Below are 14229 nucleotides of genomic sequence, written 5' to 3'. Positions count from 1 at the left end.
GCGATGGCCAGGCCAGAAAGACCAGCACGATACGGCCGCTACCTCGGCGGTCCCGACCCGCTTGCACCGCCGCTAGACCTCGGCGAGGCACTCGACGCGGTGTCCGAAGGTGTGATGAGCGGGTACTCGCCAAAGCAGGCGCTGCGCGAATTCCTCCGCCGCGGTGGGCGCGAGCAGCTGGGGCTCGACGACCTTTCCGGTCGAGTGCAACAGCGGCGCCGCGAATTGCTGCGTCGCCACCAACTCGGCGGAACCCTCGACGAGGTGTCCAAGCTGCTGGACAAGGCCTTACTCGCCGAACGAAGCCAACTCGCCCGCGACGCACGCATGGATCCCACCGACCGCACGCTGCGGGAGATGACGATCGAGAATCTCCCCGAATCCACGGCCGGGAAGGTGGCCGGCCTCGCCGAATACGATTGGGCCTCGTCCGACGCGCATGAGACGTACAAGCAGATTCAGGATCTCCTCGGCCGCGAGGCACTCGAGTCGCGCTTCGCGGGGATGAAGCGCGCGCTGGAAAACGCGGGCGAATCCGAGCGCGAAGCCGTCACAGAGATGCTCGAAGACCTCAACGAGCTGCTCGAACATCACGCCCGCGGGGAGGACACCGACGAGGAATTCGCCGACTTCATGTCACGGTACGGCGACTACTTCCCGGAGAACCCGAACGACGTGGACGAGCTCATCGACGTGCTGGCGCAACGCTCTGCAGCCGCGCAGCGCATGCTGCAGTCGATGAGCGAGGAGCAGCGCAACGAGCTGATGAACCTGTCGGCGCAGGCCTTCGGATCGGCGGACATCCAGAACCAGCTGTCCGCGCTCGATGAGAACCTTCGCCGACTTCGCCCGGACGAGGACTGGGACGGCGCGGAGGAATTCACCGGCGACGACCAGGTCGGCTACGGCGAAGGGACGTCGGTGATGGCAGAGCTCGGCGAACTCGACGCGCTATCCGATCAACTCGGCGACTGGAGCTCGGAGTCACCGCTGTCCGAGCTGGATATCGATGCGCTCGAACGGCACCTCGGCCGCGAGGCGGCGGTGAGCGCACGCACACTCGCCGATCTCGAGAAATCGATGCAGAACTCCGGCTACCTGCGCCGCAATGCCGAGGGAGACCTGCGCCTGTCGCCGGCGGCGATGCGCAAACTCGGGAAGTCACTGCTGCGCGACGCGGCAACGCGACTGTCCGGGCGCACCGGCACTCGCGACACGAGGTCGTCGGGAGCCGCGGGCGAACAGACCGGCGCGAGTAGGCCTTGGCAGTTCGGGGACACCGAGTCGTGGAACGTGCCGCGCACCATTTCCAACGCGATCACGCGCACCGCAGGCGAGGGCGGGGATCCGCGCGAAGGGCTCCGGCTTGCGCCGTCAGACATCGAGGTAAGCGAGACAGAGGCCCGGACACAGGCGGCGGTCGTGCTGCTTGTGGACACCTCTTTCTCGATGGTCATGGAGGGGCGCTGGGTGCCGATGAAGCGCACCGCGCTCGCGCTTCACCATCTCGTGAGCACGAGATTTCGCGGCGACGACCTTGAGCTCATCTCGTTCGGGAGGTACGCACAGCGGGTGGAAATCGGCGAGCTACTCGAACGAGACATCGAGTACGAACAGGGCACGAACCTCCACCATGCGCTGCTGCTCGCCGGGCAGTACTTTCGCAAACACCCGACGATGCAGCCGGTGCTGCTCGTCGTCACCGACGGCGAACCGACCGCGCACCTGGAACCGGGAGGCGAGCCGTGGTTCTCCTACCCTCCGGCGCGCGAGACGATTGCAGCGACGGTCGCCGAGCTCGACAAGATCGCGCGCTTCGGAGCCCAGGTCACGTTCTTCCGGCTCGGCGAAAATCCGGGGCTCGCGCGATTCCTCGACGCGATGGCCCGCCGCGTGAGCGGCACCGTCGTCGCGCCCGATCTCGACGACCTCGGCGCCGCAGTGGTCGGGGAGTTCCTCAGCTCCCGCTTCGGCACTGATTTCGGAGACATCGACTAGCGGACATCGGGACGAGAACCGAACACGCCCGCGAAGAAGGAGCCCAGCCCATGGCGCGTACGACACCGACGAAGCCTCCGGTGATCAAACCCCTGTCGCTGGGGGAGCTTACGGACGCCGACGCTGCGGAACTCGGCGCCGGAGGTGACTATCTGGACCTCCGGTTCTCCGGGGCCGACATCTCGGGAGTCGACCTGGAGGCGGCGAACTTCGACGGCTGCGAATTAACGGGAATGACGGCGGACGGCGCGAAATTCTCGGACGTTCGCGCCCTCGACACCCGAATCAGGGGGCTCAACGCGCCGACCCTCAACCTCGCGGGCTCCTCGCTGGAAGCCGTGGATTTCGAGGGGTGCAGATTCGGGGCGATCGACGTGGTGGAGTCGTCTCTGCGCTCGGTTCGCTTCACCGAATGCAAGATCGAGTGGATCAACCTCAGAGGTTCGCGGCTCCGTGACGTCGAATTCGTCGGATGCAAGCTGGGGGAGTTCGATCTCGCGGATTCCCACCTCACCAGAGTGCGGTTCCGCGAATGCGCGGTCACCGAACTGGACCTCGCACATTCAGAGCGTTCCCATGTTGATCTCCGGGGACTCGAGGTCCTTGCTGTGCGAAATGCGGCAGACCTTTCCGGGACGACGATGTCGCCGGAACAGGTCGCACTGATGGTCGAAGCGTTCGCCGCCCATCTCGGCATCAAGATCGAAGCCTGACCCCGAATCGACGGCGAAACTCCTGGACAAGTTGCCAAAGGGGCTGACATTCCTTAAGTTCACCGTCCCGTGTTACAAATGTCACAGTTGGACGGTGAGCTATGTTTTGTCAAGCTTAATGGTGGCCGGACCAAAGGAGAGACATGGATTTTGTGAACTGGAGCAAGCGGCCGGCCGCCGGCGTCGGCTCCAACCGTAAGGGCATGAATGTCGTGCGCGGCCTCGCCGCGCGCGCCACGACGCCTCTGCTCCCGGATGACTATCTCGGCCTCGTCAATCCGCTGTGGTCGGCCCGAGAACTGCGGGGCCGCGTCGTCAGCGTCGAGAAGGAAACCGAAGACACCGCGACGGTGACGATCCGCGCGGGTTGGGGCTTTCCGGTCAGTTACACCCCCGGCCAATATGTCGGGATCGGGGTGCAGATCGGAGGGCGGTGGCATTGGCGTTCCTACTCGCTCACCTCGCTGGGGGAGTCGAACGACAAGATCATCTCGATCACGGTGAAGGCGAACCCGGACGGTTTCTTGTCTTCCCACCTGGTCGACGGCGTCGCTCCGGGAACGATCATCCGGCTCGCCGCGCCGAAAGGGGATTTCCATCTTCCCGAACCGGTGCCAGACAAGATCCTCTTCGTGACCGCGGGAAGCGGCATCACGCCGGTGATCGGCATGCTCCGGTGGCTAGCCGACCGTGGCGATCTCCCCGACATCGTCCACATTCACTCCGCCCCGACCCGCGAAGATGTCATCTTCCGCGAGGAGCTGGAGGCGCTGGAGGAGGCGCCAGGTGGGTACACGCTGGTCCTTCAGCTCACCCGTTCCATGGGCAAGTTCGATGTGGCTCGCCTCGACGACGCGGCCCCGGATTGGCGCGAACGCGAATGCTGGGCTTGCGGCCCGGTGGCGCTACTCGACGACATGGAAAGCGAGTTCGAGAAAGCGGGCTGCGCCGACCAACTCCACGTCGAAAGATTCACCATCGCCCGCACGGACCACGGCGGCGAGGGAGGCACACTGACCTTCTCGGTCTCCGATAAGTCCGTGACTCTCGACGGGGCGACCACGATCCTCGAAGCGGGCGAAGAGCTCGGAATCCAGCTTCCCTTTGGTTGTCGAATGGGGATCTGCCAAACCTGCGTAGTCCAACTCGCGAGCGGATACGTCCGGGACTTGCGTACCGGCGAAGAGCGCCGCGAGGGCGAACGAATCCAGACCTGTATCAGTGCCGTATCCGGCGAATGCACCATCGATCACTAGGAGGCACCATATGGCCATCACCGATATCGACGAATATGCTCATCTCACCGAAGAGGACATCGAAAACCTCGGCGCCGAGCTCGCACAGATCCGCAAGGACATCGAGGAGAGCCGGGGCGAGAAAGATGCCCAGTACGTGCGCCGGGTGATCGCCTGGCAGCGCGGCCTCGCCGCCGCCGGCCGTGCGAGCCTGTTCTTCAGTAACTACAAGCCGGCATGGCTCGCCGGTACGGCGATGCTTTCCGTGGCCAAGATCCTCGAAAATATGGAGCTCGGGCACAACGTGATGCATGGCCAGTGGGACTGGATGAACGACCCGGAGATCCACTCGATGTCGTGGGAATGGGACAACACCTGCCCCAGCGTGCAGTGGAAGCACTCGCACAACTTCGTCCACCACAAGTACACCAATATCGTCGGGATGGACGACGACGTCGGGTACGGCATCTTGCGGGTCACTCGCGATCAGCCGTGGGAATGGTGGAACGTCGGCAACACCTTCTACAACCTGCTTCTCGGAACGTTCTTCGAGGTCGGCGTAGCGCTGCATCACGTCGAGGTCGCAAAGCTGCGCGAAAAGAAGAAGACCTGGCGTCAGGCGTTCAAGGACCTGCGCATCATCGGCCAGAAGGTCGGCAAGCAGGCCGCGAAGGACTACCTCATCTTTCCCGTGCTCGCCGGACCGAACTGGAAGAGCACGATCACGGCGAACTTCACCTCCAACATCATCCGCAATTACTGGTCGTACATGGTGATCTTCTGTGGGCACTTCCCCGACGGCGCGGAGAAGTTCACCATGGAGGAATACGAGGACGAAGATCAGGCACGTTGGTACCTGCGTCAAATGCTCGGTTCAGCCAACTTCCACGCCGGCCCGGTGATGCGGCTCATGAGCGGAAACCTCAGCCACCAGATCGAGCACCACATGTACCCGGACCTGCCGAGCAACCGGTACGAGGAGATCGCGGTTCGGGTGCGCGACATCTGCGAACGCTACGACCTCCCGTACACGACCGGTTCGCTGATGAACCAGTACTGGCAGTCGTTCCGCACGATCGCGAAGCTGGCAGTGCCCAACGCCATGCTCAAGGCCACCTCCGACGATGCGCCGGAGACCGCTTCCGAGCTCCGGTTCGCGATCCTCGAGGGCATGAACTCGCACTTCGGAGTCGACCCGGCCACCGGTAAGCGGCGTGGCCTGCGCACCGCGCTCCGCGAGCTAAAGAACGCGCCGGTCCGCGCGGCGAACTAGCAGCCGTCCGAAATCGCTCTACCGTCGACGTCTGGGCCCACGGGGCTCAGACGTCGACGATTTCCGATTCCGCCGGCAGCGCCGGGGCTCCAGGGTGGCGAAACGCGATAGGGAGCCCGTTCGCGTGGCGCCAGTCGGTGGAATCGGTGACCTGAAGATGCAGGTGCGGCTGCGTGCTGTTGCCCGAGTTGCCGCAGCGCGCGACCTGCTGCCCGGGCTCGACGAAATCACCATCGCGCACGCACACACTGCCGCGCTGCAAATGCGCGAGCAGAACGAACGGGCCCTCCCCGGAAATATCGATGACCACATAGTTGCCGGCCAGGCCATGTACGCCCTCGCGCAATCGCTGCGCCTGGGTGAGTAGATAAGGCACGAGGGTGAGCTGGGACCGCCTAGCGACATGGTCCTGTGCGCCGTCATACGATTCGACGATCCGGCCGGCGATCGGCGCGTTGATCTGCGCGCCAAAGCCGACGAACTTCTCCGGCGGCTCGGTGCCGAGCGCCGCGCCGAGGGACAACGGGGCGCCCCGGTGATCCTCCCCGACGGCGACGAAATCTATCGCGTACGTCGAGCCCATGAGATCCGTGCCGTGGCTCGGGACTCGGCGCGCGGGGCTGTTCCGGGCGAGCCAGCGCCCGGTGAACGGATACGACAAAACGAGGGGATCGGCGGAGGAAAGTGGCACAGCTCCATAGTGCACACCGCCGGGGTACGACTCCGGAAACGACGAGGGACGTTTCGGTGAACGATTAGGCGCTGAAAACGACGGGGCCACCAGGCTCAGGAGCCGGGGAAGAGAAGCTTCGCGATCTCCGAGTGCCGCGGTGGCTTATGGATCGGCGCGAGATCGGGGATCGACGTACCCTCCGTGCGCACGTGTTCCTGCAGGTAGGGGACCGCGAAATCGAGCCGGCCGTGTTGCGGCCGGTACATGACGCCGGCAGACACGAGCGCGGTGAGCGTGTTGTTCGCCGTCTGTTCGGTCCAGCCGAGGCGCTCGCGCACGGTTCTCGCCTCGGTGGGAAGGTCGAATTCGGCGGCTGCGGTGAGGTATTCGCTCTGGCGTTCGGTGAGCCCCTTGAGCGCCGTCCAGTGCAGTTGCTGGCGCATATGCTCGCGGAAACGCGGGATCGCAGTGGTCACGTCATCGACGTCGATCGGCGCGGCGGCGCCCGACTCCCGCTCAGCAACCGAATCCCACAGTTCGCGGCCGAAGAGCTGGATGAGGTGCGGGTTGGCCTGGGTCACCTGGGTGGCGAGATCGGCGGCGTCTTCGGAAACGCGGCGTCCGGCGTCATAAAATGGATCGAGCAGCGCCGTGCGGGTGTCCGGTAGACCGAGCGGGCCGAGCTCGATGGACTGCGCGCGGCGCAGGAACGTCGTGCGCGGCTCCTCGAGGAGGGCGTGGACGTTCGGCGGCAGCCCGGCACCGACGAAGACGATGGGGAAGTTGTCGCGGGTGAGCGTTTGGGTGACCGCGGCGATCTCGGCGAGATCGTCGAGCGCCTGGCGATGCATTTCGTCGACCGTGAGCACCACACCGGTGGTGCGGCCGGTCGCAGCGGATGCGGTGTCGACGAGCTCGCGCAGCCGGGATTCGAGCGTCGGCTTGCTCGGATGAATTTTCGTGCGCGTCGTCGAGATCTGGCCAACCGAGGCGATCTGCACGCCGGTGACCTGCGCCCGTTCGCTCTTTCCGCCTTCGAGCGCGCGAAGCATCTCGGGGATTTCGGTGTGCACGAGCTTCTCTACAAGAGTCGAGGACGCTGTCGTCGATAAGGGGAGCCAGCCCTGCTCGAGTGCCGCGTCGACCGCGAGACTGAGCAGGACGGTCTTGCCCATGCCGCGGTGCCCGCGCAGCAGGAAGTGTTCGCCGCCGCCGTCGACCATCGCGTCGGTGATCCGGCCGATATGGATATCGCGCCCCGCGACGATCGGGGGCATCCGGCCGAAGCCCGGCCGGAACGGGTTGGCCTGTCGCGTGGGCGCGTTATCGGCGGTGCTCATGGACAGACCTCCCTATGACGTCGGACGCCGGGTTCGCGCGAGCCATGCATGTATCGAAGTGTAGCGGCAACGGGGTTAGATGGCGGCGTGTATTCGGGTGTACGCCGCCGCGGTGCTCAGAGCTCGACGACGAAGTACTGCGAGCGCGAGCAGCGTTCGGGATCCCACTCGTAGAGGCGAGGGGCGGGATCGATCTCGGCCTCGCGCGCCCCGATCTTCCGCATCGCCGCCCGCGAGCGGGTGTTGTCGACGTCGGCACGCAGCCGAACGGCGGTGAAGCCGTGCTGGGTAAGAGTGGCGAAAAGCGCGGCCTTCACCTTCGCGTTGGCGCCGGTTCCGCGCGCTGCGGGTGATAACCAGGTGTAGCCGATCATGCAGGTCCGGGCTGCGAGATCCCAGTTATAGAGGCTCGTGCTGCCGAGTGGATCCACTCCGTTCCACACCCCGTACGTCACCCGCGGGACGGCTTCGGCGAGGAACTCGGCGAGGCGGCCGTCCCCGGCGGGGATGGAGGTGAAGTAATAGAAGGTCTCGCGGATCGATTCGGGCGCGACGGCATTGTCGATCGCCTCGACGTCTGTAGCGTCCCCGCCGTGCGCGGGCGCGCGTAACCGGCGCAGTTCGAGGCCCTCGGCAGAAATCCGGTCGGGAAAATCGATGGACGGTGAGTCGAACATGGCGCGATTATTACGTGCGCGGCGGCATCGGCGCGCCGAGCTCGCCCGAGTCGCGGCGCAGCACGCGCAACGAGTCCTGGACGGCGACCTCGGTGAACTGCCCGGTGGCCAGGGCACGTTCGTAGATTTCGAATGGCGGGCGACCGCCGTCCGCCGGGTCGGGGAACACGTCGTGGATGAGCAGCGCCCCGCCTATCTCGACCCACGGCGCCCAGCCCTCGAAATCGGCGTGGGCGGCCGCTTCCGAGTGCCCGCCGTCGATGAACACGAAGCGCGCTGGGGTCGACCACACCGACGCCGCCGCGGGCGAGGAACCGACGAGCGGGAGGACGATGTCGTCGAGCTGCGCATCCCAGAGCGTATGACGGAGGAGACCGAGCGTTTCGATCCGGCCGGTGTGCGCGTCGACGAGGTCGGCGTCGTGATATTCCCAGCCCTCCTGATGCTCCTCGGAGCCGCGATGATGATCGACGGTGACGATCCGGGCGCCCGCGGCGCGCGCGGCTTCCCCGAGCAGCACGGTCGAACGCCCTGCATAGGTTCCGATCTCCACGCCAACCGCGGGACGGGCGCCCGCGGCGGCGCCGGCGAGGTACGAGTAGGCGATCTCGTGCAGCACGCGGCCCTCGTCCAGCGGCATGAAACCCTTCGTGGACTCGAAGACGTCGAGCGCGGACTGCGGGATGGCGGGAACGATCATGGAATCCAACCTAGCCGGTTGCCGTCGCACGGCCTGCGACGGCGGTACGGTTGGAGACATACTTTGAGAAGGAGGCGAGGATGACCCAGCCCGTCGCGCAGGCGTCGCAGGCCCGCGGCAATGCCGCACTGCGTATCGCCAACATGTCCGCACGCCGCCAAGACCGGGCGGGCGCGATGCGCGACTTCATCGCCGGTTCCCAGTTCGACGTGTTGGCGATGGACCTGCTCTCCGATGTCGCGATGGTGCGTCTCGCGGACGAGGTGGCCGCGGGTGGAGACGGCTTCGAGACCACATTTCTCACCCAGCTCGAATACGTGGTCGATATGGTCGCGGACCGCGGCGTCACGATCGTCACCAACGCCGGCGCACTCGCGCCCGAGGCTCTCGCGATCAAGGTCAGCGAGCTCCTCGCAGCGCGCGGGGCGGATATCGCGGTGTCGTGGATCGATGCTGGGCACTGCACGCCCGACCAGCTTGCCGGGCAGGTCCCCGCGGACGAGCCCGAGCCGAAGGTCGCGACCGTCTCGTACGGCGCCTTCGGTATCGCGCACGCGCTCGACGGCGGTGCGCAGATCGTCATCACCGGTCGCGTATCCCGGGAGGCGCTCGTCCTCGGCGCCGCGATCGCCCACCACCGTTGGACCCGCGACAATCTCGACGCGCTCGCCGGCGCCGTGGCCGTCGGACACGTCATCTCCGGCGGGCCGGGCGCCACGGGCACCTCCCGTGGCTCTACCGACCAGACGCGTTCGACGATCGACCCGGTCGCCGGCGGCTATCCGGTCGCCGAGATCCATGCCGACGGCACCGCCATCATCACCCGGCATCCCGGAGCGATGGGTTCGGTCACCGTCGGCACCGTCACCGATCAGCTTCTCGACGGCATCGGTGGCGCACGCTACCCCTCGCCGGATGTGGTCCTGCGTATCGACAGCATTGGGATCGGCCAGGAAGGCTTCGATCGTGTCGTCCTGCGCGGCGCTCGCGGCGAGCTACCGCCGGACGCGCAGGCGGTCGTGTTCGTTTGGGAGACCGCGGCAGGCGACGATTCCCTCGTGCGCCGAGAGCTGCGCTGGCTCTCCCGTGAGCTTTCGACCTGCGTCGTCACACATCCCAACGGCTCCAACGAGCCAGTCGGCGGCCCCTTGCGCACAGCGCCGGTGGGCAAGGGGGATGCGCGCGACGCGCTGACTCTCGTGCCCGAACTCGACGCGACGGTCCCCGGTGGCCGCACCCGTCCCACCGCGCTCGGCACGCTCGCGGGCGTGCGCATCGGCGCCGTCGGAGCGGGCTGCAACATTGCGATCTGGGTGTGGGACGACGCCGCGTTCGCGTGGCTGCGCGAAGCATTCGACATCCCCGCGATCGAAGCGGCCCTGCCGGCCGTGTCCGGCTACGTCAAAAAGCGCTACGAACTTCCCAACCTGCGCTCGGTCAACTTTGTGGTTGACGGCGCGGCGCCGGAGATCATCTCGCGGACGATGGCCTCGATCGGCGACGAGCTGCGGCGCGCCGACGTGGACGTGCCGGCCGAGATGCTCGAGGTCAGCCCCTAACCCGAATCTGCGTCGGCGTCGCGCGGTCAGTGCCCGACGCGAAACACCCGCCCCCATTCGTCGACGAGTCGTGCGCAGGCGCGAGCGGGGGAGATGAGGAAGATCCCCGAGTAGCCGCCTTCCTCGACTCGCGAGGCAAGCCTGTCGGCTTCCTCCTGGCTGCGCGCGCGGATGACGATCTCGCGCCAGTCGCTGTCCGTGGAGCGAGGGTAGAGCGTCGTCGAAAAGATCTTCTCGTCCGTGTAGGTGGGTGCGTGGTTGCCTCGCGCGGCGAACATGGATCCTCCTCGATAGCTGGTTCCCCGCCGGCAGCGGAGTACTCATATCAAGAATGAGCGGCGCCGCATGGATGAACCTACGACGCCGCTCATAGTTCGCTGTGTGGGCCCCGCGCCTCGGGCGCACCGTCCAGATCACGCCTCGTCGAGCATGTCCAGCACCTGCTGGCGCACCTCGACGCGGCGGATCTTGCCAAGCTGGTCCTCGGCGAGTTCGTCGAAGGCGTAGAACTCGCGCGGCACCTTATAGCGGGTGAGGTTCTCCTGGCAGTGCTTCCTCAGCGCGTCGACGTCGAGCGTCGCGCCGTCGGCGAGGACGACCGCAGCGACGACCTTCTCGGAACCGTCGTCCTTGGGAACGCCGACCACGGCGACCTTCTCAATGGAGTCGACCTGCGCGATTACATCCTCGACTTCCTGCGGGTGCACGTTGAATCCGCCGGTGATGATCATCTCCTTCACGCGGGAGACGATCTTGATGAACCCGTCCGAATCCATGACCCCGACGTCACCCGTGCGGAACCAGCCGTCGACGAACGACTCCTCGTTGGCCTCCGGGCGGTTGAGGTACCCGCCGAACACCTGCGGGCCCTTCGCGATGATCTCGCCCTCCTCGCCGATCCCCACCTCGACGGTCGGGTCCTCGGTGCTCACGAACTTGATGTCGGTATCGGGGATCGGCAACCCGATGTAGCCGGGGCGCCGGTCCTCGTTCGCCGGGTTGATGACGAGAATCGGGGAGGTCTCGGACAGCCCGTAGCCCTCGATGAGAACGCTGCCCGTCGTCTTCTCCCACCGCTCGATGACGTCGGTCGGAAGTGAAGCCGCCCCGGAGAACGCCGCGCGCACGTTATCCAGCGCATATCCCTTGGACTCGGCGATATCGAGGATCGTGTTGTAGAGCGCCGGCACGCCGGGCACCCATGTGAGCGAATGGTTCTTCAGCGCATCGGTGAGCAGTTCCTTGGTGGGCGAGGGCAGCAGGATGATCTGGCCGCCGATGAACGGCGCGAGCGTCATGTTGAGGGTGAGCCCGTAGGCGTGGAACATCGGCAACGCGGCGAGCATGACGTGCTGGATGTTTTCGCGCAGCGTGGGCACCCAGGCGATGCCCTGCTTGACGTTGGCGCGCAGGTTCTCGTGGCTGAGCGGCACGCCCTTGGGCTTGCCCGTGGTGCCGGAGGTGTAGAGCATGAGCGCCGCCCCGGACTCGGTGACCTCGGCGGCCTTCGTGACCTTCTTGCCCTTGCGTGCCGAGGCCTTGTCCAGGAGGCAGTTGAAGTCCTCGTGCTGTGGCGCCTTCTCGCTGAGCTGGGCGCGCATCTTGCGCAGCGGCGGGAGCGGAAGCGCGAGCGGGATCCGCTTCGAAAGCGGCATCTCCGCGATGAGGTCGACCGCGATAATCGTCTCGACGGGCGTCTCCGCGGCGACCTTGTCGATGGTGTCTGCGGCCTTGTTCCACACGACTGCCACCTTCGCGGCATGGTCCTGGAACGGTGCGGTGAGCTCGGCTGCCGTATACAGCGGATTGTGTTGGACCGCGCACGCCCCGAGTGACAGCGTCGCCCAGAACGCGATCACGTTCTGCGGACTGTTCGGCAGGACGAGCGCGACCGTATCCCCTGAGCGCACGCCCTTTGCGTGGAGGACCGCAGCGAAGCGGAGCACCTTCTCACCGAGCTCGCCGTACGTGGTCGACTTGCCGAAGAAAGACAGCGCGCTGCGCTTGCGGTACTTCTTGACCGCCTCTCCGAACGTGTCGACAAGGGTGTCGTGCCCGTAATCGAGCTGCAATGGCACCCCGTCGGCGTAAGAGTTCTTCCAGATCTTGTCGGTGGTGTCGGCGATCGGGCTCACAGGCGATCCTCCATGGCGCGTAATTCGGATGTCTTTCGTCGGTCTACATCCGACAACGTACCTGTGAATTCCCAGATAATGCGCTTTGTTAGACCGAGCACTGGGCTGAGCAACCGGATGTATGTGTCGTACTCATCCTTCGTCGGACGCAGCCGTCGCCGCTTCCCACACCGACTGCCATTTGGCCGCCAGCGAATCGATGTTCTCGTGGGCATTGAGACCGCTGGGCTGCGGCACCGCCCAGAGGCGCACCTCGCCCGGCCACCCGGGAATCGCCGCGGTGTCTTGTTCGCCGAGCACGGCTTTGCGGTTGTCGAACGCCACCCGGAATGCGGTAATCCCTGCGACCGCGACGACGTCGGGTCGCAGTTGCGGCAGGCGCTCGACAAGCCGGCGGCCCCCGGCGCGAAGCTCGTCGTTGCTCAGTTCGTCGGCCCGCGTCGTCGCACGTCCCACGAGGTTGGTGATTCCGATCCCGCGGAGGGTGAGGTGGCGTGCGTCGTCATCGGACAATCCCAGCGAGGCATCGATCTGGTGCGCGGTGAGGCCCGCGCGGTGTAACGAAGGCCAAAAGCGGTTGCCGGGTCTCGCGAAAGGTCCGTTGACCGCAGCAGTCCATAAGCCCGGATTGACCCCGACGATGAGCATGCGAAGCCGGACTCCGGGCGCGGGAAGTACGTCGTCTATGGAATCGGGGTCCGGGGTGGCGAACGCCGGCAGGTCGGCATTCGTGGGCTTGCGCCCACCCATCGGTGAGGGGCGGCGAGGAATAAACGGTTCTGACATCGCTTCCATAGTGGCACGCGGGTGTGCGGGAATGAGAAGACGAAGCGATAACGGTTAGTGCTAATTCACTGGAATCCTGGGCGCGGGAGCTGTATTGTGGCGCTCATCACGTAGAAGCACCGACTTTCGTCAAAGGAAGGCACTTATGGCCGAGCTTCGCAGGATTTCGCATTACATCGATGGCAAGCGCGTGGACGGGGGAGGCGGCCGCGAGGCCGAGGTGCTCAACCCGAGCCTCGGCCGGGCGCAGGCGCTCGTCCCGTTGGCGTCGCGCGCCGAGGTCGACGATGCCATTGCCCGCGCCGCGAAGGCGCAGCCGGGTTGGGCCGCGACCAATCCGCAAAAGCGCGCCCGCGTGCTCATGCGGTTCGTGGACCTCGTCAACCAGAACGCCGACGAGCTCGCTCGGCTGTTGTCGATCGAGCACGGCAAGACGGTGCCCGACGCGCACGGAGATATCCAGCGCGGTCTCGAGGTCATCGAGTTCTGCATCGCCGCGCCACACCTGGTCAAGGGCGAATACTCGCAGGGCGCAGGGACGGGCATCGACGTGTACTCGATGCGCCAGCCTCTCGGCGTCGTAGCCGGGATCACCCCGTTCAACTTCCCGGCGATGATCCCACTGTGGAAGCTCGGGCCCGCGCTGGCCTGCGGCAACGCGTTCATTCTCAAGCCGTCCGAGCGGGACCCCTCGGTTCCCGTGCGCCTGGCCGAGCTGCTCACGGAGGCAGGCCTTCCCGACGGCGTGCTGCAGGTAGTGCACGGCGACAAGGAGGCTGTCGACGCGATCTTGGAAAACGAGACCGTCCAGGCCGTGGGTTTTGTCGGTTCGACGCCGATTGCGCAGTACATCTACACGGAGGCCGCCCGAAACGGTAAGCGCGCGCAGTGCTTCGGCGGAGCGAAGAACCACGCGATCGTCATGCCCGATGCCGATCTCGACCAGGCCGCCGACGCACTCGTGGGCGCCGGGTTCGGTTCCGCCGGCGAACGGTGCATGGCGATTTCCGTCGTCGTGCCCGTCGGCGAGAAGACCGCCGAAGCCCTGGTGGAGAAGATCGCGGAAAAGGCCCGCGAACTGCGCGTGGGCCACAGCCACGATTCGAAGGCCGACTACGGCCCACTCGTGACGTCGGAGGC

Annotated in this window: 13 protein-coding genes; 6 read left to right on the top strand and 7 right to left on the bottom strand. The window is 65.9% G+C overall.

All coding sequences use genetic code 11. The features are described 5' to 3' along the window. The first annotated feature begins 3 nt into the window (after positions 1 to 3). The 4 genes from K8V11_RS02055 to K8V11_RS02040 all read left to right on the top strand — a co-directional run bounded on the left by K8V11_RS02055 (position 4) and on the right by K8V11_RS02040 (position 5219). Positions 4 to 1998 carry a VWA domain-containing protein gene (locus K8V11_RS02055; protein WP_303910550.1) on the top strand — a complete coding sequence of 665 codons (1995 nt, stop codon included), beginning with the start codon at positions 4 to 6 and terminating at the stop codon, positions 1996 to 1998. Positions 1999 to 2048: 50 nt separating this feature from the next. Further along, positions 2049 to 2711: a pentapeptide repeat-containing protein gene (locus K8V11_RS02050; RefSeq protein WP_303910549.1), complete on the top strand. Its 663-nt coding sequence runs from the start codon at positions 2049 to 2051 to the stop codon at positions 2709 to 2711. Between the two features lie 143 nt (positions 2712 to 2854). After that, positions 2855 to 3967: a ferredoxin reductase gene (locus tag K8V11_RS02045; RefSeq protein WP_303910548.1), complete on the top strand. Its 1113-nt coding sequence runs from the start codon at positions 2855 to 2857 to the stop codon at positions 3965 to 3967. 10 nt (positions 3968 to 3977) lie between these two features. Continuing rightward, positions 3978 to 5219, top strand: coding sequence for a fatty acid desaturase (locus K8V11_RS02040; protein WP_303910547.1), 1242 nt, complete (start codon positions 3978 to 3980; stop codon positions 5217 to 5219). Positions 5220 to 5265: 46 nt separating this feature from the next. Here K8V11_RS02040 and K8V11_RS02035 read toward each other — a convergent pair whose 3' ends face one another. The 4 genes from K8V11_RS02035 to K8V11_RS02020 all read right to left on the bottom strand — a co-directional run bounded on the left by K8V11_RS02035 (position 5266) and on the right by K8V11_RS02020 (position 8609). Continuing rightward, positions 5266 to 5910 carry a M23 family metallopeptidase gene (locus K8V11_RS02035; protein WP_303910546.1) on the bottom strand — a complete coding sequence of 215 codons (645 nt, stop codon included), beginning with the start codon at positions 5908 to 5910 and terminating at the stop codon, positions 5266 to 5268. A gap of 95 nt (positions 5911 to 6005) precedes the next feature. Then, entirely contained in the window at positions 6006 to 7232 is a 1227-nt protein-coding gene (locus tag K8V11_RS02030; protein ID WP_303910545.1) for an ATP-binding protein, read from the bottom strand. Positions 7233 to 7348: 116 nt separating this feature from the next. Next, entirely contained in the window at positions 7349 to 7909 is a 561-nt protein-coding gene (locus K8V11_RS02025) for a GNAT family N-acetyltransferase (protein WP_303910544.1), read from the bottom strand. Positions 7910 to 7919: 10 nt separating this feature from the next. Next, on the bottom strand, positions 7920 to 8609 hold the full coding sequence (locus K8V11_RS02020) for a class I SAM-dependent methyltransferase (RefSeq protein ID WP_303910543.1): 690 nt from the start codon (positions 8607 to 8609) through the stop codon (positions 7920 to 7922). An 80-nt stretch (positions 8610 to 8689) separates the two neighbouring features. Between K8V11_RS02020 and K8V11_RS02015 the strand changes: the two genes are divergently transcribed. Continuing rightward, positions 8690 to 10168 (top strand): acyclic terpene utilization AtuA family protein, encoded by a 1479-nt coding sequence (locus tag K8V11_RS02015; RefSeq protein WP_303910542.1) that lies wholly within the window; start codon positions 8690 to 8692, stop codon positions 10166 to 10168. 26 nt (positions 10169 to 10194) lie between these two features. Here K8V11_RS02015 and K8V11_RS02010 read toward each other — a convergent pair whose 3' ends face one another. From K8V11_RS02010 to K8V11_RS02000, 3 genes are all read right to left on the bottom strand, one after another. Next, positions 10195 to 10446: a hypothetical protein gene (locus tag K8V11_RS02010; protein ID WP_303910541.1), complete on the bottom strand. Its 252-nt coding sequence runs from the start codon at positions 10444 to 10446 to the stop codon at positions 10195 to 10197. Between the two features lie 135 nt (positions 10447 to 10581). After that, positions 10582 to 12303: a long-chain-fatty-acid--CoA ligase gene (locus K8V11_RS02005; protein ID WP_303910540.1), complete on the bottom strand. Its 1722-nt coding sequence runs from the start codon at positions 12301 to 12303 to the stop codon at positions 10582 to 10584. A 132-nt stretch (positions 12304 to 12435) separates the two neighbouring features. Beyond that, positions 12436 to 13089, bottom strand: coding sequence for a mismatch-specific DNA-glycosylase (locus K8V11_RS02000; RefSeq protein WP_303910539.1), 654 nt, complete (start codon positions 13087 to 13089; stop codon positions 12436 to 12438). 145 nt (positions 13090 to 13234) lie between these two features. Between K8V11_RS02000 and K8V11_RS01995 the strand changes: the two genes are divergently transcribed. Continuing rightward, the coding region (locus K8V11_RS01995) for an aldehyde dehydrogenase family protein (RefSeq protein WP_303910538.1) at positions 13235 to 14229 on the top strand (995 nt) is incomplete at its 3' end.

Origin of the sequence: Dietzia timorensis, from assembly GCF_020742175.1 — a bacterium.
Taxonomy (GTDB): Bacteria; Actinomycetota; Actinomycetes; order Mycobacteriales; family Mycobacteriaceae; genus Dietzia; species Dietzia timorensis_A.
This window is presented reverse-complemented; position numbering and strand designations above follow the sequence as displayed.

Coding starts and splice junctions, on each gene's coding strand:
- K8V11_RS02055 (WP_303910550.1), top strand. CDS start 4: ATGGCCAGGCCAGAAAGACCAGCACGATACGGCCGCTACCTCGGCGGT.
- K8V11_RS02050 (WP_303910549.1), top strand. CDS start 2,049: ATGGCGCGTACGACACCGACGAAGCCTCCGGTGATCAAACCCCTGTCG.
- K8V11_RS02045 (WP_303910548.1), top strand. CDS start 2,855: ATGGATTTTGTGAACTGGAGCAAGCGGCCGGCCGCCGGCGTCGGCTCC.
- K8V11_RS02040 (WP_303910547.1), top strand. CDS start 3,978: ATGGCCATCACCGATATCGACGAATATGCTCATCTCACCGAAGAGGAC.
- K8V11_RS02030 (WP_303910545.1), bottom strand. CDS start 7,232: ATGAGCACCGCCGATAACGCGCCCACGCGACAGGCCAACCCGTTCCGG.
- K8V11_RS02025 (WP_303910544.1), bottom strand. CDS start 7,909: ATGTTCGACTCACCGTCCATCGATTTTCCCGACCGGATTTCTGCCGAG.
- K8V11_RS02020 (WP_303910543.1), bottom strand. CDS start 8,609: ATGATCGTTCCCGCCATCCCGCAGTCCGCGCTCGACGTCTTCGAGTCC.
- K8V11_RS02015 (WP_303910542.1), top strand. CDS start 8,690: ATGACCCAGCCCGTCGCGCAGGCGTCGCAGGCCCGCGGCAATGCCGCA.
- K8V11_RS02010 (WP_303910541.1), bottom strand. CDS start 10,446: ATGTTCGCCGCGCGAGGCAACCACGCACCCACCTACACGGACGAGAAG.
- K8V11_RS02000 (WP_303910539.1), bottom strand. CDS start 13,089: ATGTCAGAACCGTTTATTCCTCGCCGCCCCTCACCGATGGGTGGGCGC.